This is a genomic window from Sphingomonas glacialis, assembly GCF_006439055.1.
GTDB lineage: Bacteria > Pseudomonadota > Alphaproteobacteria > Sphingomonadales > Sphingomonadaceae > Sphingomonas > Sphingomonas glacialis_A.
The window spans coordinates 61,156-82,555 of record NZ_RCZC01000008.1 but is presented as its reverse complement, the minus strand read 5'-3'; the positions used below and the strand labels follow the sequence as shown (position 1 = coordinate 82,555).

General features: G+C 66.7%; 26 protein-coding genes. 18 read left to right on the top strand and 8 right to left on the bottom strand.

Annotated elements, in window-relative coordinates; translation table 11 throughout:
• Positions 1–73: 73 nt before the first annotated feature.
• Positions 74–970, bottom strand: a complete 897-nt coding sequence (locus tag EAH76_RS19740) for a Ku protein (RefSeq protein ID WP_140851992.1) — start codon at positions 968–970, stop codon at positions 74–76.
• Positions 971–1,078: 108 nt separating this feature from the next.
• Between EAH76_RS19740 and pdxH the strand changes: the two genes are divergently transcribed.
• The 4 genes from pdxH to EAH76_RS19720 all read left to right on the top strand — a co-directional run bounded on the left by pdxH (position 1,079) and on the right by EAH76_RS19720 (position 3,790).
• Positions 1,079–1,657, top strand: a complete 579-nt coding sequence (gene pdxH, locus EAH76_RS19735) for a pyridoxamine 5'-phosphate oxidase (protein WP_140851991.1) — start codon at positions 1,079–1,081, stop codon at positions 1,655–1,657.
• A complete protein-coding gene (locus tag EAH76_RS19730) occupies positions 1,654–2,598 on the top strand; it encodes a cation diffusion facilitator family transporter (protein ID WP_140851990.1) in 945 nt (314 codons plus the stop codon). The genes pdxH and EAH76_RS19730 overlap by 4 nt, the downstream gene beginning before the upstream one ends.
• The gene (locus EAH76_RS19725) at positions 2,595–3,428 is read left to right on the top strand and encodes a PhzF family phenazine biosynthesis protein (RefSeq protein WP_140851989.1); all 834 of its coding nucleotides are present in this window, start codon (positions 2,595–2,597) and stop codon (positions 3,426–3,428) included. The genes EAH76_RS19730 and EAH76_RS19725 overlap by 4 nt, the downstream gene beginning before the upstream one ends.
• 104 nt (positions 3,429–3,532) lie before the next feature.
• A complete protein-coding gene (locus EAH76_RS19720) occupies positions 3,533–3,790 on the top strand; it encodes a hypothetical protein (RefSeq protein WP_140851988.1) in 258 nt (85 codons plus the stop codon).
• On the opposite strand, the gene EAH76_RS19715 is transcribed toward EAH76_RS19720, so the two are convergent.
• Both EAH76_RS19715 and EAH76_RS19710 read right to left on the bottom strand, forming a co-directional pair.
• The gene (locus tag EAH76_RS19715; protein WP_140851987.1) at positions 3,775–4,128 is read right to left on the bottom strand and encodes an antibiotic biosynthesis monooxygenase family protein; all 354 of its coding nucleotides are present in this window, start codon (positions 4,126–4,128) and stop codon (positions 3,775–3,777) included. The two genes, EAH76_RS19720 and EAH76_RS19715, sit on opposite strands and share 16 nt — an antisense overlap.
• Positions 4,125–4,454, bottom strand: a complete 330-nt coding sequence (locus EAH76_RS19710; protein ID WP_140851986.1) for an NIPSNAP family protein — start codon at positions 4,452–4,454, stop codon at positions 4,125–4,127. Before EAH76_RS19710 ends, EAH76_RS19715 begins: the two co-directional genes overlap by 4 nt.
• A 120-nt stretch (positions 4,455–4,574) precedes the next feature.
• Between EAH76_RS19710 and EAH76_RS19705 the strand changes: the two genes are divergently transcribed.
• A complete protein-coding gene (locus EAH76_RS19705; protein ID WP_140851985.1) occupies positions 4,575–5,297 on the top strand; it encodes an ArsR/SmtB family transcription factor in 723 nt (240 codons plus the stop codon).
• A 111-nt stretch (positions 5,298–5,408) separates the two neighbouring features.
• Here the strand turns inward: EAH76_RS19705 and mnmA are convergent, their stop codons facing one another.
• Complete coding sequence (mnmA, locus tag EAH76_RS19700; protein ID WP_140851984.1) at positions 5,409–6,515, bottom strand: tRNA 2-thiouridine(34) synthase MnmA; 1,107 nt, start codon at positions 6,513–6,515, stop codon at positions 5,409–5,411.
• A 124-nt stretch (positions 6,516–6,639) separates the two neighbouring features.
• Between mnmA and EAH76_RS19695 the strand changes: the two genes are divergently transcribed.
• The 3 genes from EAH76_RS19695 (at position 6,640) to EAH76_RS19685 (ending at position 7,629) form a co-directional block, all read left to right on the top strand.
• Complete coding sequence (locus EAH76_RS19695) at positions 6,640–6,876, top strand: hypothetical protein (RefSeq protein WP_194151049.1); 237 nt, start codon at positions 6,640–6,642, stop codon at positions 6,874–6,876.
• A 100-nt stretch (positions 6,877–6,976) separates the two neighbouring features.
• On the top strand, positions 6,977–7,276 hold the full coding sequence (locus tag EAH76_RS19690; RefSeq protein WP_010185929.1) for a DUF1153 domain-containing protein: 300 nt from the start codon (positions 6,977–6,979) through the stop codon (positions 7,274–7,276).
• Between the two features lie 101 nt (positions 7,277–7,377).
• A complete protein-coding gene (locus tag EAH76_RS19685) occupies positions 7,378–7,629 on the top strand; it encodes a GlsB/YeaQ/YmgE family stress response membrane protein (protein WP_140852117.1) in 252 nt (83 codons plus the stop codon).
• Positions 7,630–7,684: 55 nt separating this feature from the next.
• On the opposite strand, the gene EAH76_RS19680 is transcribed toward EAH76_RS19685, so the two are convergent.
• Positions 7,685–8,407, bottom strand: coding sequence for an SIMPL domain-containing protein (locus tag EAH76_RS19680; RefSeq protein ID WP_140851983.1), 723 nt, complete (start codon positions 8,405–8,407; stop codon positions 7,685–7,687).
• Positions 8,408–8,789: 382 nt separating this feature from the next.
• On the opposite strand from EAH76_RS19680, the gene EAH76_RS19675 reads away from it, so the two are divergent.
• The 3 genes from EAH76_RS19675 (at position 8,790) to EAH76_RS19665 (ending at position 14,602) form a co-directional block, all read left to right on the top strand.
• Positions 8,790–9,977: an efflux RND transporter periplasmic adaptor subunit gene (locus tag EAH76_RS19675; protein ID WP_140852116.1), complete on the top strand. Its 1,188-nt coding sequence runs from the start codon at positions 8,790–8,792 to the stop codon at positions 9,975–9,977.
• A gap of 4 nt (positions 9,978–9,981) precedes the next feature.
• Positions 9,982–13,140, top strand: a complete 3,159-nt coding sequence (locus EAH76_RS19670; protein WP_140851982.1) for an efflux RND transporter permease subunit — start codon at positions 9,982–9,984, stop codon at positions 13,138–13,140.
• A 199-nt stretch (positions 13,141–13,339) separates the two neighbouring features.
• The gene (locus tag EAH76_RS19665; RefSeq protein ID WP_206667913.1) at positions 13,340–14,602 is read left to right on the top strand and encodes a DUF445 domain-containing protein; all 1,263 of its coding nucleotides are present in this window, start codon (positions 13,340–13,342) and stop codon (positions 14,600–14,602) included.
• A 12-nt stretch (positions 14,603–14,614) separates the two neighbouring features.
• Here EAH76_RS19665 and EAH76_RS19660 read toward each other — a convergent pair whose 3' ends face one another.
• Both EAH76_RS19660 and EAH76_RS19655 read right to left on the bottom strand, forming a co-directional pair.
• On the bottom strand, positions 14,615–14,971 hold the full coding sequence (locus tag EAH76_RS19660; protein ID WP_194151048.1) for a hypothetical protein: 357 nt from the start codon (positions 14,969–14,971) through the stop codon (positions 14,615–14,617).
• Positions 14,968–15,639 (bottom strand): HAD family hydrolase, encoded by a 672-nt coding sequence (locus EAH76_RS19655; protein ID WP_140851981.1) that lies wholly within the window; start codon positions 15,637–15,639, stop codon positions 14,968–14,970. The genes EAH76_RS19660 and EAH76_RS19655 overlap by 4 nt, the downstream gene beginning before the upstream one ends.
• Positions 15,640–15,702: 63 nt before the next feature.
• Here EAH76_RS19655 and EAH76_RS19650 point away from each other — a divergent pair, with 63 nt between their 5' ends.
• The 7 genes from EAH76_RS19650 to EAH76_RS19620 all read left to right on the top strand — a co-directional run bounded on the left by EAH76_RS19650 (position 15,703) and on the right by EAH76_RS19620 (position 21,087).
• Positions 15,703–16,800 (top strand): ABC transporter permease, encoded by a 1,098-nt coding sequence (locus tag EAH76_RS19650; protein ID WP_140851980.1) that lies wholly within the window; start codon positions 15,703–15,705, stop codon positions 16,798–16,800.
• Positions 16,797–17,633 (top strand): ABC transporter ATP-binding protein, encoded by an 837-nt coding sequence (locus tag EAH76_RS19645; RefSeq protein WP_140851979.1) that lies wholly within the window; start codon positions 16,797–16,799, stop codon positions 17,631–17,633. Before EAH76_RS19650 ends, EAH76_RS19645 begins: the two co-directional genes overlap by 4 nt.
• Positions 17,633–18,604: an MlaD family protein gene (locus tag EAH76_RS19640; protein ID WP_140851978.1), complete on the top strand. Its 972-nt coding sequence runs from the start codon at positions 17,633–17,635 to the stop codon at positions 18,602–18,604. The genes EAH76_RS19645 and EAH76_RS19640 overlap by 1 nt, the downstream gene beginning before the upstream one ends.
• Positions 18,601–19,197, top strand: a complete 597-nt coding sequence (locus EAH76_RS19635) for an ABC-type transport auxiliary lipoprotein family protein (RefSeq protein ID WP_140851977.1) — start codon at positions 18,601–18,603, stop codon at positions 19,195–19,197. Before EAH76_RS19640 ends, EAH76_RS19635 begins: the two co-directional genes overlap by 4 nt.
• A 26-nt stretch (positions 19,198–19,223) precedes the next feature.
• A complete protein-coding gene (locus tag EAH76_RS19630) occupies positions 19,224–19,574 on the top strand; it encodes a DUF3147 family protein (RefSeq protein WP_140851976.1) in 351 nt (116 codons plus the stop codon).
• A 107-nt stretch (positions 19,575–19,681) separates the two neighbouring features.
• Positions 19,682–19,933: a hypothetical protein gene (locus tag EAH76_RS19625; RefSeq protein ID WP_140851975.1), complete on the top strand. Its 252-nt coding sequence runs from the start codon at positions 19,682–19,684 to the stop codon at positions 19,931–19,933.
• 173 nt (positions 19,934–20,106) lie between these two features.
• Complete coding sequence (locus EAH76_RS19620; RefSeq protein WP_140851974.1) at positions 20,107–21,087, top strand: phosphatase PAP2 family protein; 981 nt, start codon at positions 20,107–20,109, stop codon at positions 21,085–21,087.
• Here EAH76_RS19620 and EAH76_RS19615 read toward each other — a convergent pair.
• Positions 21,084–21,392 (bottom strand): hypothetical protein, encoded by a 309-nt coding sequence (locus EAH76_RS19615; RefSeq protein WP_133187291.1) that lies wholly within the window; start codon positions 21,390–21,392, stop codon positions 21,084–21,086. The two genes, EAH76_RS19620 and EAH76_RS19615, sit on opposite strands and share 4 nt — an antisense overlap.
• Positions 21,393–21,400: the final 8 nt, after the last annotated feature.

Genomic DNA, 21,400 nt, shown 5'->3' with positions numbered 1-21,400 from the left:
GTCGGACGGACCGCCCATTTCGGGGCGACCCACCCCCAACCCCTCCCTTCCAGGGAGGGGAGGAAGAAGACGCTCAAGCACGCTTCTTCGCCGGTGCGCTCTTGGCGGGCGTGGTTTTTGCCGTCGCCTTCTTCGCGCGCGCCTTCGCCGCCGCCGGCTTCTCCGTAACCTTCGCCGGCGCAGCACTCCCCATCGACTTGCGCAGTGCCGCCATCAGGTCGACCACGTTCGATCCCTTCACCGGCTTGCCGTCATCCTTCTCCTCGATGATCTTGCCACCCTTCGCCTTGCGCTTGCGCTCGACCAGATCCTTCAGCGCATCGACATAGCGATCGTGGAAATCCTGCGGGTGGAACGCGCCCGACTTCTTCTCGATCAGCGCCTCGGCCAGATCCATCAGATCGGCGTCGGGCGCATCCTCGGCGATATCGCGGAAATAGCCCTGCGCCTTGTGGACCTCATCGGCATAACGCAGCGTTTCGAGCACCATCCCGCGCCCGCACGGCTTGAGGCTGACGACATATTCGCGCCCGCGCATCGCGAGTTGCCCGAGCCCCACCTTCTTGGTCCGCCGCAGCGCCTCGCGCAGCACGATGAACGCCTCTTCCGCCAAATCGTCGGCAGGCACGACGAAATAGGGCTTCTCGTAATAGAGCACGTCGATCTCGCTCGCATCGACGAACTGCGTCAGTTCGAGCGTCTTCTTCGATTCGAGCTTCACCGCGTCGATCTCGTCCTGTTCGAGCAGGACATATTCGCCCTTCTCGAACTCGAAGCCCTTCATGATCTCGTCGACGTCGACCGGGCCGACGCCGGTGACGACCTTCTCGTAATGGATCGGCTTGCCGGTCGGTTCGTGGATCTGCTTGAAGCTCACCGCCGCGCCCGATTTGGTCGCCGAATAGATCTCGACAGGGATCGAGACCAGAGCGAGCCGGATCTGCCCCTGCCAATATGCGCGTGCGGCCATGCGGTTAGATCCTTCGTTTCGAAGCCGATTCGATAGCGCAACAATCCTTCAGCACCGAAGTCGTTCCGTTTTCTCGACAGCGCCGCCCCGCGATCGTAAAGCGCAGCGATGGCCGACGATCCCTTCCAGCTGTTCGACACGTGGTACGCCGAGGCGCGCACGAGCGAGATCAACGATAGCAATGCGATGGCGCTCGCCACCGCCGATGCGGACGGGCGACCGTCGTCGCGAATGGTGCTGCTCAAGGGCCATGGGCCCGACGGCTTCGTCTTCTACACCAACCGCGGTAGCCGCAAGGCAGGCGAGCTCGACGCGAACCGCCACGCCGCACTGCTGTTCCACTGGAAATCGCAGCGCCGCCAGATCCGCATCGAAGGCAGCGTCGCGCGCGCGACCGATGCCGAATCGGACGCCTATTTCGCCAGCCGCGGCCGCGATTCGCAGCTCGGCGCCTGGGCTTCGGACCAGTCGCGCCCGCTCGACGATAGCGCCACCTTCGAGGCACGTTTTGCCGAGATGCAGGCGAAGTTCGAAGGCCAGGACGTGCCGCGCCCGCCCTTCTGGGGCGGCTACCGTGTCACCCCGGCGGTCATCGAGTTCTGGCAGGACCGCGCGCACCGGCTCCACGAGCGCCGCGTTTTCACCCGCACGCCCGACGGCTGGAGCGAAGGATTGCTCTACCCATGACCGAAGACCAGCGCCGCGCCATCCCGCATACCGTCCGCGCCGCGCTTGCGAGCGTGGCAATGGCGTGCGGCCTGATCGCGCTCAAAACCTATGCCGCCTGGTCTACGGGCTCGGTCGCGATGCTCGGCAGCCTCGCCGATTCGGGGCTCGACCTGCTCGCCAGCCTCGTGACGCTCTACGGCGTGCGCCTCGCCGCGCAGCCGGCCGACCACGACCATCGCTTCGGGCACGGCAAGGCCGAGGCGCTTGCGGCTTTGTTCCAGGTCATGCTGATCACCGCGTCGGCCGCGGGCATCGCGTGGCGCGCGGTAATGGCGCTCGGCAGCAAGGAGCCGACGCAGGGCGCCGAATTCGGCATCGGTGTTTCGGTGATCGCGATCGTCGCGACGATGGTGCTGCTCGCCTATCAGCGCAGCGTGATCCGCCGCACCGGATCGGTCGCGATCGTCGCCGACAACGTCCATTATCAGTCCGACGTGCTGCTCAACGGCTCGGTGATCATCGCGCTGGTGCTCGACCAATATCTCGGCTGGCACAGCGCCGATCCGATCTTCGGCATCATCATCGCGCTGTGGCTCGCCTTCGGGGCGTTCCGCGCCTCGTCGAGCGCGATCGACCAGCTGATGGACAAGGAATGGCCCGAAGACATGCGCCGCGACTTCATCGAAGTCGCCGCGCGCCAGCCCGGCATCAAGGGTATCCACGATTTCCGCACGCGCCACTCGGGCTCGCACGATTTCGCGCAGTTCCACATGGAGGTCGCGCGCGACATCACCGTCGCGCAGGCGCATCTCGTCGTCGAAGGCGTCGAGCGCGCGCTGCGCCAGGCGTTTCCCAAGGTCGAACTGCTGATCCATCTCGATCCAGAGGGGCATGTCGATACCGACAACCCGCTGGTCGAAGCCGACGTCACCCCCCACTGGTTCGGGAAGCGCGCATGAGACTGCCGATCGTCCAAATCGACGCGTTCGCGAGCGAAGCCTTCAAGGGCAATCCGGCGGCGGTGATGCCGCTCGCCGCCTGGCTCGACGATGCAGTGCTGCAGGCGATCGCGGCCGAGAACAACCTCAGCGAAACCGCCTTCATCCTCCCCGACGCGAGCGGCGCCGCCGATTTCGAGCTGCGCTGGTTCACCCCGACCAACGAAGTCGTGCTGTGCGGCCATGCGACGCTGGCGAGCGGGCATTTCGTGCTGTCGAGCGACCCCGAGCGCGATGCTGTCACCTTCCGCACGCGCAAGGCCGGGATCCTGACCGTCACGCGCGCGGGCGACAGCTATGAGCTGGCGCTGCCGGCATGGGCCCCTGCCCCCAAGCCGCTGCCGCACATCGTCGCTGGGCTCGGACTCGACTCGGCGGTCGAGACGCTGTGGCACCCGCATCGCTATGCGCTGATCGTGCTCGAGCATGCCGACCAGATCCGCGCGCTCGATCCCGATTTCCGGCTGCTCGGCCGCCCGTCGGGCGCCGACCCCGCAAGCGGCGCCGATGCCGAGGTCGACGTGCTGACGATCGTCACCGCGCCCGGCGACGACACCGACGTGATCAGCCGCGTCTTCGCCCCCGGTGCCGGCATCGACGAGGATCCGGTGACGGGCTCGGCGCATGCCGTGATGACGCCCTATTGGGCCGCTCGCCTCGGCCGCGATCGCTTCACGGCGTACCAAGCGAGCGCGCGCGGCGGGCATCTGACCTGCCGGCTCGACGGCGAGCGTGTCGTGCTCGGCGGATCGTGCGTCACGGTGATGGAGGGCACGTTCTTACTTAGCTGAGGGTGCAAACCGTGGTATAGCGGGGCCTCATCACCGATCCTGCCGCGAGCGGGATGGTGACAGTGGGCCGGGAATGCCCCCGCTTGGAGCGCCAAGGGCCTGCCATGATACCGCTGTACGACATCGACTATTCGCTCAAGCGCGAGATCGCCGAACGCGCCGCGAGCGCGAAAGCCATGGATCCAACCGCGCGAGCCGCACACGCAGAGCTCGCGGACCGCTACGCCGACCGCGCCTGGGGCGCGCGCGAGGCACGCCGTACGGATAGCGGCCTCAAGTGCCGAGCGGTGCCGCCGGCACGATGGGGGCATAGCGGCGTAGCGGCGACGCACTTGGGCTCTTCACGCTACGGTGCCGCCTGATGCACGCGCCGGCTGTCAGATGGCACCTCGGCACGCTCGAACATGCCGTAATCGCGCGCCACTTCGGCGACGCGGAGCCGATAGTCGGCGAACACGTCGGTTCGCCCCTGCGCTTGGGTGGCGCGGTGCGTCGCGGTGTTGCGCCATTGCGCGACGGCCTGCTCGTCCCGAAAGAACGAAAGCGACAGCAGCTTGCGCGGATCGCCCAGACTCTGGAACCGCTCGACCGAAATGAAGCCGTCGACAGCCTTGAGGTCCTTTGCCAGCGCCGCAGCGAGATCGAGATACTGCGCCTTGCGGCCTTCTGCGGGGACGACCTCGAAAATCACCGCGATCATCCCGTCACCAGGGGCGCATGGGGCGTGGAGGCCAGTCGCAAAAAGATGCGGTCCTCGCGCGTGATGAAGCGCTCGCGCTTGGCGAACGCGTAATTCTCGCGACCAAGCGGATCGTCTCGCAATCGCGCGCGATACGCTTCGTACGCCGCCAGATCGGCCACCGAGTAGACACCGTAAGCGGTGGTGGCGGACCCTTCCGCCGGCGCGAAATACCCGATCAGATCCGCACCGCAGCGTGGGATGGCTTCGCCCCAAGTACGAGCGTAATGCTCGAAGGCGTCGACGCGGTACGGGTCGATTTCGTATCGTATGAAGCATGTCAGCATCGTCGTGTCTCCTGTCGGCCACCGCGATCTAGCCGCCCACACGGCCTCGACGCTTCGAGCGCGATCGAAGCATGCATGTCGGGAACGTGGTACCCCGGCGTATCTCGAGAGGAGTGCCGCATGCTCACGACCAACGCCTTCGCGGGCATCGCCGCGCTGGTCGGCGATCCGGCGCGCGCCAGCATGCTGGTCGCACTGATGGATGGGAGGGCGCTCACCGCGACCGAACTCGCCACTGTCGCCGGCGTGACCCCACAGACGGCAAGCAGTCATCTCGCCAAGCTGGTGGCGGGGGAGCTGCTTGCGGTCGAGCGCCAGGGCCGCCACCGGTACCACCGCGTTGCGACGCCTGCGATCGCGCAGATGATCGAATCGATGATGGCCGTCGCCGCGACCGGGGCGATCGCGCGACATCGCCCGCTCCGGACCGGCCCGAGGGATGTCATGATGCGGCGGGCCAGGACGTGCTACGATCATCTGGCCGGGCGCGTGGCGGTCGGGATCGCCGACCGGATGATCACGCGCGGCGAGATCAGGCTGGGCGCAGACGGTGGCGAAGTCACCGAGCGGGGCACGGACCTGTTGCGAAGCCTCGGCATCGAAATCCCCAGGGCAGCTGGCCGGCGTGGCGGCCGAGCCTTTTGTCGGCCTTGCCTCGACTGGAGCGAGCGTCGCCCGCACATTGCCGGGGCGGTCGGTAAAGCCTTGCTCGCGCATTCGATCGACACGCTATGGCTCCGTCCGATCGCAGGGTCGCGCGCAGTGATCGTGACTCCGCTCGGTCGCGATACGTTGACCCGCCTGTTCGGGCTGGCACCCGACATCTGGGACGATCCGACCTGACCGTCGCGGCGGCGTTTGGGAACGCTGATCCATCCTTGAAGGCGAACCAGAGCCGGACGCGGCGCAACGACTCGAACCGCCGCCCTGCTGCTCCCGCCCCCGCCGGCGCGCTTACGCCGGGACCAGCGCGCTCTCGGTCTCCTCGATCCAGCCGCCGCCCAGCACCCGGTCGCCGGCATAGAGCACCGTCGCCTGCCCCGGCGCGACGCCATATTCGGGCGCGTCGAAGACCACGCGATCGCCATCGAAATGCGCCGCGACCGGCTTGGCGAGCGAGCGCACCTTGGCGGTCATCGGCCCGCGATAGTCGCCCGCAAGCCAGTTGACCCCGCTCAGCCGCGCCGCGCTCACCCCTAACGCCGCCTTCGGTCCCACCACGACGCGCTTCGCCGCAGCGTCGAGCCGGATGACGTAGAGCGGCTCGGGCGTACCGCCGATCTCGAGCCCGCGGCGCTGGCCGACAGTGAAGTGGATCAGCCCGCGATGCTTGCCGAGCACGCGCCCGGTCTCGTCGACGATCTCGCCGCTGGTATCGGCATCGGGCCGCAGTTTCTTGACGAGCGAGGCGTAATCGCCGTCGGGCACGAAGCAGATGTCCTGGCTGTCGGGCTTGCCCGCCACACCCAAGCCCAGCTCGGCCGCCAGTTCGCGCACGCGCGGCTTGGGCATCGCGCCGAGCGGGAAGCGCAGGTAATCGAGCTGCGCCTGCGTCGTCGCGAACAGGAAATAGCTCTGGTCGCGCGCCGGGTCGGCGGCGCGGTGGAGTTCGGCCCCGCCCGGCCCCTCGACTCGGCGCACATAATGCCCCGTTGCCAGGCAGTCCGCGCCGAGATCGCGTGCGGCGGCGAGCAGATCGGTGAATTTCGGTCCCATGTTGCACTGGATGCACGGAATCGGCGTGCGCCCGGCGAGATAATCGTCCGCGAAGCGATCGATCACCTGGTCGCGGAAGCGCGACTCATGATCGAACACATAATGCGCGATGCCGAGTCGGTCGCAGACACTGCGCGCATCGCGAATGTCGCGCCCCGCACAGCACGAGCCCGCGCGCCCGATCGCTTCGCCATGGTCGTAGAGCTGGAGCGTGATGCCGATCGTCTCGGCCCCGGTCCGAGCGGCGAGTGCCGCCACGACCGAGCTGTCGACGCCGCCCGACATCGCCACGACGATGCGCTTGCCCGCCAGATCGGCGCCCAGTTGAAATTCACCTGTATCCATGCCCCGCCAGATAGGCGTTCGCCCGCCGCGATGCAAAAGTATCGAAAAGATCTTCGGCGGCTTTACCTGCCCTTTAGGACCTTGCCCGTACAGCATCCCTTCGAACCACAATCGGATGTGCTGCGTGGACCTGAATTTCGCCCGATTTGAAGCCGACGCCACCGTCGTGGCGCTCCCGCCCGACCTGGCCGTGCTGATGGTCGGAGTCGCGGCGCGCCAGGCGGCAAGCCCGACGGCGATGATCCAGGCGCATCTTCCACCCGTGCACAGCATGCCCGATTGGTTCGCCCCCGCGCACGGCTGCTTCAACCTGGCTGTTGCACGGCTGATCGCAACCCCCGTCTGCGGGGCCCAGGAATGAAGATGTTGTTTACCGAGCCGCTTTAGCCGGCGTTCAAGTCCGCCGGCGTAAAGCCGTTACTGAGATGACGGGGTCCCCCGCCCCACACGAGGTTTCAACGATGATCGAAAACCAGAAGATCCGCCCAGCCAAGGTGATCGGACCGCTCGGAGAGCCGCTGACGCTCGAATCGCTCCCCCCGCCCGAGACGACGCGCTGGGTTGTGCGCCGCAAGGCGGAGGTCGTGGCAGCGGTCAATGGCGGCCTGCTGACCGTCGACGAAGTCTGCGAACGCTACGGCCTGACGGTCGAGGAATTCGCCGGCTGGCAGCGCGCGATCGATCGCTCGGGCATGCCCGGCCTGCGCGTCACGCGGATCCAGCATTACAAGTCGCTCTACGAGCGCCAGCAAAAATATTGAGGTGATCGGCGTCGGCTCAGACCGGCCCCGGAACAAAGTTTGCCAGTCGTGAGTCTTACCCCCGTATCCCGGATGCACCCGGGCAAATGGAGGGTAAGATGATCGGTCTCATTGTTTGGCTTATAGTCGGTGGCGTCTGCGGTTGGCTTGCCAGCATGGTGATGCGGACCGATGGTCAGCAGGGCATCATCCTGAATATCGTCGTCGGCATTATTGGTTCGGTGATCGCGTCGTTCCTGTTCGGCGCCGGGATCAACCAGGTCGTTACTATCACGACGTTCCTGTATTCGCTGATCGGTGCAATCATCCTGCTGGCGATCGTCAATCTGATCCGTCGCGGTACTGTCCGCTAAACCTAGCGACAGACTGGCAAATGGGCCGCCGGGAGCAATCCCGGCGGCCTTTTTGTCATTTCAGCAGGAAACGCACCGCGAGCGTCACCGATACGTCGGTCTCGCCGGCGCTGATCTCGGTCGACGGCGCCGCCTTGGCGCGCGCCATGAACACCATCGGCGGTTGCGCGCCGCCATCGTTTGCGCCGCTCTCGGTGATCGACACGACTCGCACCACGCTCAGCCCCGCCGCCTTGGCGTAGAGCTGCGCGCGGGCGGTCGCGATCTTGACCGCCGAGATGCGCGCTTCGTCGAGCGCGGCGTCGGGCTGGTCGAGCGACAGGCTCGGGCCGTCGATCTGGTTGGCCCCCTGCGCGACGAGCGCATCGAGGATCGCGCCCGACTTCGCCACGTCGCGGAAGCGGATCGCGACGCTGTTCGACGCCTGATAGCCCGTCACCACGGGCGCCTGGCCGTCGGCATAGCGATATTGCGGGCTGAGCGAGACGTTGGCGGTCCGGATATCGCGCGCCGCCACGCCTGCCTGCTTCAGCGCGGCGAGCACGCGCGCCATTCGGCTGGCATTGTCGGTCAGCGCAGCGGCGGCGGTCTGGCCCTGCGTCATCACCCCGGCGCGGATCGTCGCGATGTCGGGCACGCGGCTGGTGCGGCCCTCGGCCGAAATGTCGAGCAGCGTGCCATCGGCGAGGACGGTCGGCACGGCTGGCACGGTCTGCGCCGAGGCGGCGCCGGCGGCCAGGATCAGCGCAGGCGCGAGAAGAAGGAAGGTCGAACGCATATCATACTCCCGGTGTTCGGAGCCGGTCGGCCCCTTGCCCGATGCTGTGCCAGCTCTTGTGGCAACGGGCGATGAACGATGCGGACCGGATGCCACGGTGTTGCCATTGCGCCACCGCCCCGACCTATTTCGCGCCGCGTCGCCATTCATGTCGCGATCGTGCTGCAGCGCGAAACGATGTTGCCGTGATGCGGTGCGATCTTGTTGCGAAACGTGGCGAATCGCGGCATTGACCTGCGCATGTAACGGCCCCCTTGAGGTCGGTGATGTATTTCGATAACACAGTGGTGGAAGAGGGTCGTCGGCTCGGGTCGGCGGCGCTAGGCGAGACCTACCGGGTCGAGCCGAGGGGTCGGGCCAAAAGGTCGGGGATATGACGCAGATGCAATATGAGACGCGGACGATCGGTACGGAAGACGTCATCGCGCTGCCCGGCGAGCCTGCGCCGCGCGGGCCGCGCTGGGGTCTGATCGCGGGAATCGTCGTCGCTGTGCTCGCGATCGTGATCCTCGGATACGTCTTCTTCGGCCACCGTGCGACTGCGCCGCAAAAGGCGACCGAGCAGCTGCCGCTCGTCTCGGTCGTCGTGCCCGGCCGGTCGGCGGTGGCGCGCACCGTCACCGCGACGGGGTCGCTCGCCGCGCGGCGCGAGATGCCGATCGGCGTGTCGGGCGAAGGCGGCATCGTCACGCGCGTGCTCGTCGAGCCCGGCCAGTGGGTCGAAAAGGGCCAGGTGCTCGCGCAGGTCGATCGCTCGGTCCAGACGCAGACCGCGGCGTCGCTCGCCGCGCAGATCAAGGTCTCGCAGGCCGATGCGACGCTCGCCCAGTCCGAGCTCGACCGAGCCAAGCAGCTCGTCTCGCGCGGCTTCATCTCGCGTGCCGATATCGAGACCAAGACCGCCACGCGCGACGCAGCGTTTGCACGCGTCAAGGTCGCGCAGGCGCAGCTCGCGCAGCAGCAGGCGAGCAACGGCCGGCTCGACGTTCGCGCGCCTGCCCGCGGTCTCGTGCTCACGCGCAGCGTCGAGGCGGGTCAGGTCGTCAGCGCCGGTGCGGGCGTGCTGTTCCGCATGGCCGAGGGCGGCCAGCTCGAACTGCGCGCGCAGGTCAGCGAGAACGATCTGCGCGGACTGCATGTCGGATCGCAGGCGCGCGTCACCCCGGTCGGCGGCGCCACGGTGTTCACCGGCGAAGTGTGGCAGGTCTCTCCCGTGATCGACCCGACGACCCGCCAGGGCATCGCGCGCATCGCGCTCAACTACGATCCCGCGCTGCGCCCCGGCGGCTTCGCCTCGGCGGCGATCGTTGCGGGGACGACCAACGTTCCCGAACTCCCCAACGCCGCGATCCAGAGCGACGACAAGGGCAATTACGTGTATGTCGTTGGTCCCGACGACAAGCTCGTCCGGCGTTCGATCAAGGTGGGTGAAGTGTCCGACAGCGGCGTAGCGATTACCGACGGTCTCAACGGCACCGAGAAAGTCGTGCAGTCGGCGGGCGCGTTCCTGAATGCCGGGCAGAAGGTCAAGCCAACGCTGGTGACGGCGGATATGGCGAACAAGAGGTAGGTCGATGAACTTCCGGAACATCTCGGCCTGGTCGATCCGCAACCCGGTTCCGTCGATCGTGCTGTTCTTCATGCTGACGATCGCCGGGATCGTCAGCTTCACGCGGCTCGACGTCAACAACCAGCCCGACATCGATTTTCCGGTCGTCATCATCGACATCACCCAGCCCGGCGCCGCGCCGACCGAGCTCGAGACGCAGGTCACGCAACGCGTCGAGGCCGCGGTCCGCTCGCTCCAGGGCATCGACGAGATCGACTCGACCGTCACCGAGGGCGATTCGCAGACGATCGTCCAGCTCAACATCGGCACGCCGATCGACCGCGCAGTCGAGGACGTCCGCTCGGCGATCGCGCAGATCCGCAGCAACCTGCCCGACGGCATCCTCGAGCCGCAGATCATGCGCGCCAACACCACCGGCCAGGATCTGGCGAGCTACGCCGCAATCACCACCGACATGACGGTCGAGCAGCTCAGCTGGTACATCGACAATGACGTCGCCAAGGAATTGCTGTCGGTGCCGGGCCTCGCCACGGTCAGCCGCAACGGCGGCGTCGATCGCGAGATCCGCGTCATCCTCGACCCGCTCAAGCTCTCGTCGCAGGGGCTGACCGCGAGCGCGGTCAACCAGCAGCTGCGTCAGGTCAATCTCAACGCCGCGGGCGGACGCGCGCAGCTTGCCGGCTCAGAACAATCGGTCCGCGTGCTTGGCAATGCGCAGACCGCCTACGATCTCGGCCAGGTCCAGATCGCCACCGGCACCGGTCGCACGATCAAGGTCGCCGATCTCGGCCGCGTCGAGGATCTCTATGCCGAGCAGCGCTCGGCCTCCGAGCTCAACGGCCGCCAGGTACTGAGCTTCGATTTCCAGCGCGCCAAGGGCTATTCGGACGTCACGGTCTACCACGAAGCCGAAAAGAAGCTCGCCGCGCTCGAGGCGCGCAATCCCAAGGTGCATTTCAAGCGCATCTCGGACAGCGTGAAATATACCAAGGCGCAATATGACGCCGCGATGGAAGCGATGGTCGAGGGCGCGTTCCTCGCGGTCGTGATCGTCTTTATCTTCCTGCGCGACTGGCGCTCGACGATCATCTCCGCGCTCGCGATCCCCCTCTCGGCGATCCCGACCTTCTGGGTCATGGATCTGCTCGGCTTCACGCTCAACAACATGACGCTGATGGCGCTGAGCCTGGTCGCGGGCGTGCTGGTCGACGATGCGATCGTCGAGATCGAGAATATCGTGCGCCACATGCGGATGGGCAAATCCGCCTATCAGGCATCGATCGACGCCGCCGACGAGATCGGCCTCGCGGTGCTCGCGACGACGATGGCGATCGTCGCGGTGTTCCTGCCGGTCGGCCTGATGCCGGGCGTGTCGGGCCAGTTCTTCAAGAATTTCGGCCTGACCGTCGTCGCCTCGGTGCTGATGAGCCTTGCCGTCGCCCGCCTCATCACGCCGATGCTCGCCGCCTATTTCCTCAAGGCGCACGGCCAGGCCTCGCACGGCGAGGGGTGGCTGATGGACCGCTACATGGGGATCCTGAAGTGGACCTTGCTCCACCGCTGGTCGGCCGTCGTCGGCGGCGCGACCGCGTTCGGCGCGACGATCGCGCTGTTCATGGTCATCCCCTCGACCTTCCAGCCGCTGCGCGATTCGGACTCGAGCGTCGCGCAGATCGACATGGTGCCGGGCACCACGCTTGCCGAAACCAAGGCGGTGGTGCGCAAGGTCGCCGATTTCCTGCAGAAGCAACCGAGCGTCGAATCGGTCTATTCGCGCGCCTTTGTCGGCAACGGTCGCGTCACCGCGATCTTCAAGCCCAAGGAAGAGCGCAAGATGAAGAGCTATGAGTTCGAACGCGCGCTTGCGCCCGAACTCCAGCTGATACCCGATGCCCGCGTCTCGTTCCGTTCGTCGAGCGGCTGGGGCGGCGGTGGCCGTGCGCTGACCGTCACGCTCGGCGGCGACGATCCCAAATTGCTCGCCGAGACGGGCGCGAAGATCGTCCAGCAGATGTCGACGCTGTCCGACGTGGTCGCGCCGCGCATCTCGGGCGATCTCAAGCGGCCCGAGCTCGTCATCACGCCGCGGATGGATCTCGCCGCGACGATGGGCGTGACGACCGCATCGCTGTCGAACGCGATCCGCCTCGCGACGCTTGGCGATATCGACCAGAACAGCGCGAAATTCTCGCTGTCGGATCGTCAGATCCCGATCCGCGTCGCGCTCGACCAGGATTCGCGCCAGCGGCTGTCGACGATCCAGAACCTGCCGGTCGCGACCGCGACGGGCGGTTCGGTGCCGCTCAACGTCGTCGCCGATATCGGCTTCGGCGCCGGGCCGACCAAGATCGAACGCGTCGCGCAGCAGCGCCAGTTGACGATCGGCGCCGATCTCGCGCCGGGCGTCGTCAGCGGCACCGCGCAGGAAGAAATCCACCGGCTGCCAATCATGAAGAACCTCCCGCTCGGCGTGAAGGAACTCGTGCTCGGCGAATCGAAGTGGCAGGTCGAGCTGATCCAGAACTTCATCATCGCGCTGATCGCGGGCGTCTTCCTGTTGTTCGCGGTGCTGGTGCTGCTCTACCGCCGCCTGCTGCCGCCCTTCGTCAACGTTATCTCGCTTGCGGTCGCGCCGCTCGGCGGGCTGATCGGCCTGGCGGTGACCGGCATGCCGATCTCGATGCCGGTCTATATCGGCATCATCATGCTGCTCGGCATTGTCGCCAAGAACTCGATCCTGCTGATCGACTTCGCGCTCGAGGAGATGAACAAGGGCGTCGACAAGGTCACCGCGATCATCGACGCCGGGCACAAGCGCGCGCAGCCGATCGTGATGACCACGGTCGCGATGGTCGCGGGCATGATGCCGACCGCACTCGCGCTGACCGGCGACGGATCGTCGCGCGTGCCGATGGGCATCACCGTGATCGGCGGGCTGACGATGTCGACCGTGCTGACGCTGCTGATCACACCGGCGCTGTTCAGCCTCGCGGTGGGCGTCGAGGCACGCGTCGGGCCGTATCTACGCCGCAACCTGCTGACCTATCGCCCCGGCGACGATCTCGGCCCGCTGATCGAGAACCACCCTGCGGGCGGCCCTGCCCTCCCAGGCGCACCGCCGCGGATCGTCTATCAGGGCGAGGGACCGCATCCTGCGGAGTAAAGGGGCACACGGTCCCCCTCCCCTTCAGGGGAGGGGCTAGGGGTGGGGAAGTGGCACGCTCGGATCACGCACGCCACGCCGCTGCAACGCCAGATGCGCGGCACGGCCCCACCCCAACCCCTCCCCTGAAGGGGAGGGGCTTTGACTAAGAGGCCGCTTTCCGCTTGAACTATCGCGCCGCTCGGGGATTGGTCGCGCTATGAGCCGTACCCGTCCCCCGCGCACTTCCGAAGCCCCGCCCGCCGGCCTTGTCCGGATGCGCTGGATCGCCGGAGGGTTGCTGGTCGTCATGGCGGCGACCTTCCTCGTCACGCGCGCTTATGCGCCGACCTATCCCGCGCTCGGCTTCGTCCGATCCTTTGCCGAGGCCGCGATGGTCGGTGGCCTTGCCGACTGGTTCGCGGTGACCGCTTTGTTCCGCCATCCGCTCGGGCTGCCGATCCCGCACACCGCGATCATCCCGCGCAACAAGGATCGCATCGGGACGACGCTCGCCGCGTTCCTGCGCGACAATTTCCTGATCCCCGGCGTCGTCGCGCGGCGGATGCGCCGCGTCGATGTCGCGGGCGCAGCAGGCCGCTGGCTCGCCAACCCGCCCGGCGGCGACGGGCGGATCCGGCGCGGCGCGGCGGGGCTCGCGACACACATGCTCGAGGCGTTCGACCAGCAGCGGCTCGGTGGCATGGTCAAGGCCGGGATCGGCGCGCGGCTGCGTGCGCTCGACGTCTCGCCGTTGCTCGGCCAGGCGCTCACCGCGGCGATCGCCGAGGATCGCCACCTCCCGCTGCTCGACGGGATCGTCAAATGGGGCGCCCGGCTGCTCGCCGCGAACGAGCTGGTGATCCGCCAGATGGTGTCCGACCGCGCCGGCAACATCATGCGCTGGACCGGGCTCGACGAGACGCTCGCCACCAAGATCATCGATGGTCTCAACGGGCTGCTGACGGGCATCGCCGAGGATCCCGAGCACCCGTTGCGCGCCAAGGCCGAGGAAGCGCTGGCGACGCTGGCGCACGATCTCGTCCACGATCCCGAGATGCGCGCGCGTGTCGCGGCGGTGAAGGGCGAGATCATCGACAATCCCGCGATGCAGCGCTGGCTCGACGGGCTGTGGGAGCAGGCGCGCGGCGGAATGCTGCGGATCGCGCGCAACCCCGACAAGCTGCTCGCCGGGCCGGTCGGCGACGCGCTGCGGCAATTGGGCGGCACGTTGCAGACCGACCCGAAACTGCGCCGCACGATCAACCGCTTCGTCCGCCGCACGGTGGTCGGCATGGCCGCCGATTATGGCGACGCGATCGTGCGGCTGGTGTCGGAAACAATCCAGGGCTGGGATGCCGGCACGATCACGCGGCGGCTCGAAAATGCGGTCGGGCGTGACCTGCAATATATCCGCGTCAACGGCACGCTTGTCGGCGGCCTTGTCGGCCTCGTTATCCACGGCGTGGACGTGGCGCTTTAAGCTCGCGCGCGTTTACTGATAGCGCAGGCGGTTTTCAAACCCCGTGTTGGTCTTGGTCATCTTGACCAGCTTCCTGAGATAGCCGCGCACCTCGCGCTCGAAGCGGCGATCGTCATGCGCGCCGGCATGGCGATACTCATCCTGATCGAGCAGGCCCTTGAGGCGTGCGGCAAAGCGCGTCTGGTCGTTCGTCGCATCGTCCGCCTTGAGCGCGCGGCACACGAACTCTTCGGCCGCCGCCTTGTCCGAATCGCCCTCCGCCGAGCGACCTTGCCGGTCGGCGATGGCCTGGTCGCTACGCGCGGCCTCGAATCGGCTCTCGAGCCATTTGCGGACCATGGCGCCGTCCCACGCGGTCTCCACGCTCATCGCGTCCAATCCTCGACTCGCCATTTGCGCTCCCACGCCATCGCCCGCAATTGCGTGTGCGGGTTGGTCGCGATCGCGACATCGGCCCAGTTGAACGACGGTTCGTCCGAGACGTGGTCCGAATAGAAGCGCACCACGGCGTCCGAACGCGCGATCCCCTGCCCCGCCAGCCACGCCTCGATCATCGCGAGCTTGGCCGGGCCGTAGCAATTCTCTCCGGCGATCTGCGGCAGGATCGCCCCACCCTCGCGAACCGCGCGAGTCGCGATCACCGCCTCGAAGCCGAGCCGCGCGGCGATCGCCTCGGCATAGAAGCCATACGACGCCGTCGCCAGCACGAGCCGATGGCCCGCCGCCCGATCCTCGGCGATCTGCGCGAGCGCGCCGGCATAGATGCCCGATTCGACAATATGCTCGGCAAAGCGGTCCGCGGCACGCGCCGCGACCGCTTCCGGAAGCCGCGGCCCGAGCAAAAGTGCGTGCGTGATTTCCTTGAGGCGTGCGCGCCCGACCAGCCTTGCGACATAGCCGAGCGTCGCCAGCGCAGCGACGGGCAGCAAGGCGAGTCGCCACGGCGATTCGACCGTCGCGGTCCGCACGAGGAACGACGTCCAAGTCGGCGCGTAAGTGATTGTCTTGTCCATATCATAGACGGCAAAGTGATGCATTCACGCGCCATACGCCGCAGGAGCCTTGCCGATCCAGCCCGATTGCATCACAGAAGGCGATAGATGACCGAAATGGCCGCCTTCTCCAACGATACCGACGTCGTTCGCTTCACCGGTAGCCTGTCCCTGGCGAAGATCGGTGACCTGCCCGAGCGGCTGCGCGCCTATGACGGAAAGGTGTCGAGCGTCGATCTCAGTGGCATCGAGCGGATCGATACCGTCGGGGCATGGCTCGTCCACCGCTTTGCCGCCGAACATGATGCCGAGATCACCGGTCTCGATGCCGATGGCGAACATTTGCTGAAACAGGTTGCCGCCGCCGATCAGCCGGTCGCGATGCGGCCTGCCACCAAGGGCACGTTTACCCGGATGGTCGGCGAGATCGGCGATGCGGTGGTGACGACCGGGCACACGCTCTACGGCCTGCTCGGCTTCCTCGGCGCCACGCTGATCGCCTTCTGGCAGGTCGCGACGCACCCCAAGCGATTCCGCTTCAACGCGGTGGTCCAGCGGTTCGAAGTCGTCGGCGTCAATGCGCTGGCGATCGTCGGGCTGATGAGCTTCCTGATCGGCATCGTCATCGCGCAGCAGGGCGCGGTGCAGCTTCAGCAGTTCGGCGCTGAATTCCTCACGATCAACCTGGTCGGGCGAATCACGCTGCGCGAGCTCGGCGTGCTGATGACTGCGATCATGGTCGCGGGCCGTTCGGGCTCGGCGTTTGCCGCGCAGATCGGCACGATGAAGCTGACCGAGGAAGTCGATGCGATGCGCACGATCGGCGTCTCGCCGATGGAGGCGCTGGTGCTGCCACGCGTGCTCGCCACCGTCATCATGATGCCGCTGCTCGGCATGTACGCCTCGATCGTGACGATCATCGGCGGCGGACTGCTCTGCTGGATCACGCTCGGCATTCCGCCGGTGACCTTCATCCAGCGCTTGCGCGAAGTCGTACCGATCACCGATCTCTACGTTGGGCTCGTCAAGGCGCCGGTGTTCGGGCTGATCATCGCGGTTGCGGGGTGTTTCCAGGGGATGCTGGTCGAGAGCGACGCCGAACAGGTCGGCACCCGGACGACCGCCGCGGTCGTCCAGGCGATCTTCCTCGTGATCGTGATCGATGCGTTCTTCGCGGTCTTCTTCACTTCGATCGGCTGGATATGACGCAGACCGAACGCAACGGCAAAAAGCAGGGCGACGACGTCATCGTCGTGCGCGGGCTCAAGAACGGCTTTGGCGAGCAGATCGTCCATGACGGGCTCGACCTGAACGTGCGGCGCGGCGAGATCTTCGGCGTGGTCGGCGGGTCGGGCACCGGCAAATCGGTGCTGATGCGCTCAATCATCGGGTTGCAGACCCCGATGGCGGGCGAGATCGAAGTGTTCGGCGAATCGACTATCGAGCGTGAGGAAATCGAACTCACCGATCTGACCAAGCGTTGGGGCGTGCTGTTTCAGGGCGGCGCCTTGTTCTCGACGCTGACCGTCGCGGAGAACGTCCAGGTCCCGCTCCGCGAATTCTATCCCGATCTCGATTCGGCGCTGCTCGACGAGATCGCCGCCTACAAGGTGGTGATGACGGGCCTGCCTGCCGATGCAGGCCCCAAATTCCCGGCCGAACTGTCGGGCGGGATGCGCAAGCGTGCCGGTCTCGCCCGCGCGCTCGCGCTCGACCCCGAATTGCTGTTCCTCGACGAGCCGACCGCGGGGCTCGATCCGATCGGCGCGGCGGCGTTCGACGAACTGACCGCTTCGCTGCAGAAGACGCTCGGGCTGACGGTGTTCCTGATCACGCACGATCTCGATACCCTCTACGCGATTTGCGACCGCGTCGCGGTGCTTGCCGACAAGAAGGTGATCGCGGTCGGGACTATCGACGAACTGCTCGCGCTGGACCATCCGTGGATCCAGGAATATTTCAAGGGACCGCGCGGCCGCGCCGCGACTGCGACGATCCAGCATAACAAAGACGTGGCGAAAGCTGAGGGCACAAGCTGATGGAAACCCGCTCGAACCATGTGTTGGTCGGCACCGTCGTGCTGATCCTGCTCGCAGTCATGCTGCTATTCCTCGTGTGGATCGCGCGCTGGGGCACTGCGTCCGACAAGGAATATGACATCTTCTTCAAGCAGTCGGTCGACGGCCTGGCAAAGGGTTCGGCGGTCGCCTTCTCAGGCGTGCCCTCGGGGCAGGTCAAGGAAATCACGCTGTGGAAGCCCGATCCCCAGCTGGTCCGCGTGCGCATCAGCGTCAATCCCGATGTGCCGATCCTGGTCGGCACCACCGCCACGCTGCAGGGCAGCTTCACCGGCACCAGCACGGTGCAGCTCGACGGCGCGATCAAGGGCGCCCCGCCGATCGCCTGCCCGGTCGAGAACCCGCTGAGCGACTGCCCCAATGGCGTCCCGACGATCCCGACCAAGCCCGGCGGCCTCGGCGCGTTGCTGAGCTCGGCGCCGCAGCTGCTCGAGCGCATCTCGACGCTGACCGAGCGGCTGTCGGACATGCTGTCGGACAAGAACCAGCAGTCGATCGCTGGCATCCTCGCCAACACCAACAAGCTGACCGCAGCGCTCGCGGATCGCGGCCCGGAGATCGCTGCAACGCTCGCCGAGTCGCGCGTGACGATCCAGAAGGCCGGCCTTGCCGCCGACCAGTTCGCGGCCCTGGCGAAGACCACCAACGGCATGCTGGAGAGCGACATCCATCCGATGATGGGCAACCTCAACAAGACGATCGCCTCGGCGCAGCACAGCATGGAAACGCTCGATGCGGCGATCGGCGATGCGCGGCCGGGTCTGCAGTCGTTCTCGAAGCAGACGATCCCAGAGGTCGGCCAGCTCGTCCACGATCTGCGCGAAATGTCGCAGGCGCTGACGTCGGTCGCGGAAAAGCTCGATCGTGGCGGCGCGACCTCGCTGATCGGCCAGCCGAAATTGCCTGATTACAAGCCCGGAAAGGGACAGTGACCATGATCCGCTCCAAGACGCTGCTGGCGCTCCTCGTCGCCGCCCCGCTCGCGGGCTGCATCAGCTTCGGCGCAAAGCCCCCACCCTCGCTCCTCTCGCTGACCTCCGCAGCGAGCGTTCCCGCCGGGCAGACGCAGTCGTCGGCGACTTCGCCGACGATCACGATCCTGGTCCCCGGCGCGTCGCAGGCAATTGCCGGCACCCGCGTGCCGGTGCAGGCGAGCGAGACATCGATCGCCTATGTCACCAATGCGCAGTGGGTCGAACCGCCAAACCGGATGTTCGTCCGGCTGCTGATCGACACCGTCCCCGCGCGGACCGGGCGGATCGTGCTGAGCAGCGCGCAATCCTTCTCCGACCCCGGCGCGATCCTGTCGGGCGAGCTGCGCAATTTCGGCGTCGATGCAGCGACCAAGGAAGCGGTCGTCACCTTCGACGGGTCGCTGATCCGCACCACCGGCAAGATCGTCGAGAAGCGCCGCTTCGAGGCGCGCGTGCCGGTAACCGCGATTGCTGCCGCGCCGGTCGGCCAGGCGCTCAACACGGCGGCCAATCAGGTCGCGGCCGAGATCGCCGACTGGGTCGGCAAGTAATCTGCCCGCGAGGCGGGTGAGCCAGGATGCTGTTCCTCACCCTCAAAGCGCTGATCTCGGGCATCCTCATCGCGCTCGCCTCGACGCTCGCCAAGCGCTATCCCGGCTTCGGAGCGCTGATCGCGTCGCTTCCGCTGGTCTCGGTGCTCGGGATGCTGTGGCTGTGGGGCGAGAAGCCCGACGCGGGGAACATGGCCGCGCACGTCCAGGCAACCTTCTGGTTCATCCTGCCCTCGCTGCCGATGTTCCTCGTCATCCCGGCCCTGCTGCGCGCGGGGATCGGGTTCTGGCCAGCGCTCGGGCTCGGCTGCGCACTGACGATCGCGCTGTATTTCGCGATGCTCGCGCTCGCGCCGCGGCTCGGGATCGCGCTTTAGGCTCGGCGCGAACCTGTACCTAGCCAAACGATCGCGTTCAGCAACCATCGTTACGGCCGCGCGTAGTGTCCTGGTCTCGCCCGATCATCGGGCCGAAAGGACATTGCATGAAAATCACCCACCTCATCGCCGCCGGGCTCATGTTCGCCGGCCTTGGCGTTTCGACCACCGCCGCCTCGGCACAGGGTCATCGCGACGATCGCCGCTACGACCAGCGCGGTGACCGCGGCTTCAACCATCGCGGCGACCGTGGCGACCGCAACTGGCGCGGCGACCGCGGCCGTGGCCATGGCTGGAACAACCATCGCCGCTGCCGTACCGAATGGCGCCACGGCCGTCGCATCCAGATCTGCCGCTGATTTCGGGTCGGGGGGTGTCGCGCTCGCGGCTCCCCCCGGCGCATTCCCCTGCCTGACGCCGGATGTCATCTGGACGTCACAAAGTCTTCACGCCATGGTGGCTATTCAGTCCCTCCTAGGGCCATCCATCAGGCGACGATCGGGAAAATCGTCTTCGCAAGCAGGCGTATCCCGTGTCGATCCCAACCACCTCGACCTATGCAATCGCGACACCGCTGCCGGTCGGCAGCGTCCGTCAACCCGGGCTGATCCCAGGCGGCTGGCTCGCGCTCGGGTTCGGCCTCAGCGTGCTGTGCGTCGCCGCCCTGCTGTATGATGACGGGATTACGATCGATCCCTGGGCGCCGAGCACGCTGCTGTTCGGCTTCGCCTTTGCGTTCCTCGCGGCGGTCCGCTTCGTCACGCGCGACCCTTCCACCAATTCGCAGCGCATCGCGCGCGATCTGGCCGAGTCGGTCGGGCTGTTCATGGGCGTCGGCCTGCTCGGCGCGGTCGCGACCTATCCGCTCGCCGCCGATACGCGTGGCTCGGTCGATGCCGTGCTGCAGCACATCGACGAGGCACTGCACTTCAATTGGCTCGCCTGGTACGAGCTCGTCGTCGCGCACCGCTCGCTGCAAATCCTCGGCACTGCGGCGTATCAGAGCATCTTCGTCACGCCCGCTCTGATCCTCGGCCATTACGCTTTCGCCGACAAACGCGCCGAGGCGCGCGGCTTCCTTGTCGGCTTCTGGATCGCGGCGGTGATCTCGCTGGCGATATTCCGCTACATTCCAGCGCTCGGCCCGCTCGCGACGCTGTGGCATGGCCCGGTGCCGTATCTGCCCGAAAGCGGCTTGTACGAGGCGGACCTGCTGCCCGCATTGCGCAGTCACATGCTGCGCGAGGTCGATCTGGGGACGCTACGTGGGCTGGTCTCGGCGCCGAGCTTTCATACCGCCAGCGCGGTGCTGTACATGGCGGCCGGGTGGCGGATCGCGCGGCTGCGGTGGACCGTGATGGTGCTCAACGGCGCGATGCTGCTGTCGACGCCGATCGAGGGAACGCATTATCTGGCCGACATGATCGCCGGTGCGGCGGTCGCGATCGTGGCGCTGATCCTGATGCGCACGCTGCGCCGCACGATGGCGGCGCGCGGTCGCGAGCGGGTTTAGGCTTCGACCGCCATCAGTGCGGCGTCGCTATATTTCGGATCGTTCGCCGCAAAGAGCGGGTTCGCATCGAAATTGCGCTCCGTCAGGCCGACGCCGTTGAGACCGGCGAGCTTGAACGTGCCGAGCTTCAATTCCTTGGGCGGCTTGCCGTCGCGCTCGAGCACCACGCCGTCGACGAAGAGATCGTCGTGACGCGTGTAGATGATGTGCGGCGCAAGCATGATGTCGGTGCGATTATAGGTCGCGCGCAGGCAGCGCTTGCGGACGATCGCTTCGAACACGGTAGGAACGGGGCCGTTAGACATGGCAGACT

Coding starts and splice junctions, on each gene's coding strand:
- EAH76_RS19740 (WP_140851992.1), bottom strand. CDS start 970: ATGGCCGCACGCGCATATTGGCAGGGGCAGATCCGGCTCGCTCTGGTC.
- pdxH (WP_140851991.1), top strand. CDS start 1,079: ATGGCCGACGATCCCTTCCAGCTGTTCGACACGTGGTACGCCGAGGCG.
- EAH76_RS19730 (WP_140851990.1), top strand. CDS start 1,654: ATGACCGAAGACCAGCGCCGCGCCATCCCGCATACCGTCCGCGCCGCG.
- EAH76_RS19725 (WP_140851989.1), top strand. CDS start 2,595: ATGAGACTGCCGATCGTCCAAATCGACGCGTTCGCGAGCGAAGCCTTC.
- EAH76_RS19720 (WP_140851988.1), top strand. CDS start 3,533: ATGATACCGCTGTACGACATCGACTATTCGCTCAAGCGCGAGATCGCC.
- EAH76_RS19715 (WP_140851987.1), bottom strand. CDS start 4,128: ATGATCGCGGTGATTTTCGAGGTCGTCCCCGCAGAAGGCCGCAAGGCG.
- EAH76_RS19710 (WP_140851986.1), bottom strand. CDS start 4,454: ATGCTGACATGCTTCATACGATACGAAATCGACCCGTACCGCGTCGAC.
- EAH76_RS19705 (WP_140851985.1), top strand. CDS start 4,575: ATGCTCACGACCAACGCCTTCGCGGGCATCGCCGCGCTGGTCGGCGAT.
- mnmA (WP_140851984.1), bottom strand. CDS start 6,515: ATGGATACAGGTGAATTTCAACTGGGCGCCGATCTGGCGGGCAAGCGC.
- EAH76_RS19690 (WP_010185929.1), top strand. CDS start 6,977: ATGATCGAAAACCAGAAGATCCGCCCAGCCAAGGTGATCGGACCGCTC.
- EAH76_RS19680 (WP_140851983.1), bottom strand. CDS start 8,407: ATGCGTTCGACCTTCCTTCTTCTCGCGCCTGCGCTGATCCTGGCCGCC.
- EAH76_RS19675 (WP_140852116.1), top strand. CDS start 8,790: ATGCAATATGAGACGCGGACGATCGGTACGGAAGACGTCATCGCGCTG.
- EAH76_RS19670 (WP_140851982.1), top strand. CDS start 9,982: ATGAACTTCCGGAACATCTCGGCCTGGTCGATCCGCAACCCGGTTCCG.
- EAH76_RS19665 (WP_206667913.1), top strand. CDS start 13,340: ATGAGCCGTACCCGTCCCCCGCGCACTTCCGAAGCCCCGCCCGCCGGC.
- EAH76_RS19660 (WP_194151048.1), bottom strand. CDS start 14,971: ATGAGCGTGGAGACCGCGTGGGACGGCGCCATGGTCCGCAAATGGCTC.
- EAH76_RS19655 (WP_140851981.1), bottom strand. CDS start 15,639: ATGCATCACTTTGCCGTCTATGATATGGACAAGACAATCACTTACGCG.
- EAH76_RS19650 (WP_140851980.1), top strand. CDS start 15,703: ATGACCGAAATGGCCGCCTTCTCCAACGATACCGACGTCGTTCGCTTC.
- EAH76_RS19645 (WP_140851979.1), top strand. CDS start 16,797: ATGACGCAGACCGAACGCAACGGCAAAAAGCAGGGCGACGACGTCATC.
- EAH76_RS19640 (WP_140851978.1), top strand. CDS start 17,633: ATGGAAACCCGCTCGAACCATGTGTTGGTCGGCACCGTCGTGCTGATC.
- EAH76_RS19630 (WP_140851976.1), top strand. CDS start 19,224: ATGCTGTTCCTCACCCTCAAAGCGCTGATCTCGGGCATCCTCATCGCG.
- EAH76_RS19625 (WP_140851975.1), top strand. CDS start 19,682: ATGAAAATCACCCACCTCATCGCCGCCGGGCTCATGTTCGCCGGCCTT.
- EAH76_RS19615 (WP_133187291.1), bottom strand. CDS start 21,392: ATGTCTAACGGCCCCGTTCCTACCGTGTTCGAAGCGATCGTCCGCAAG.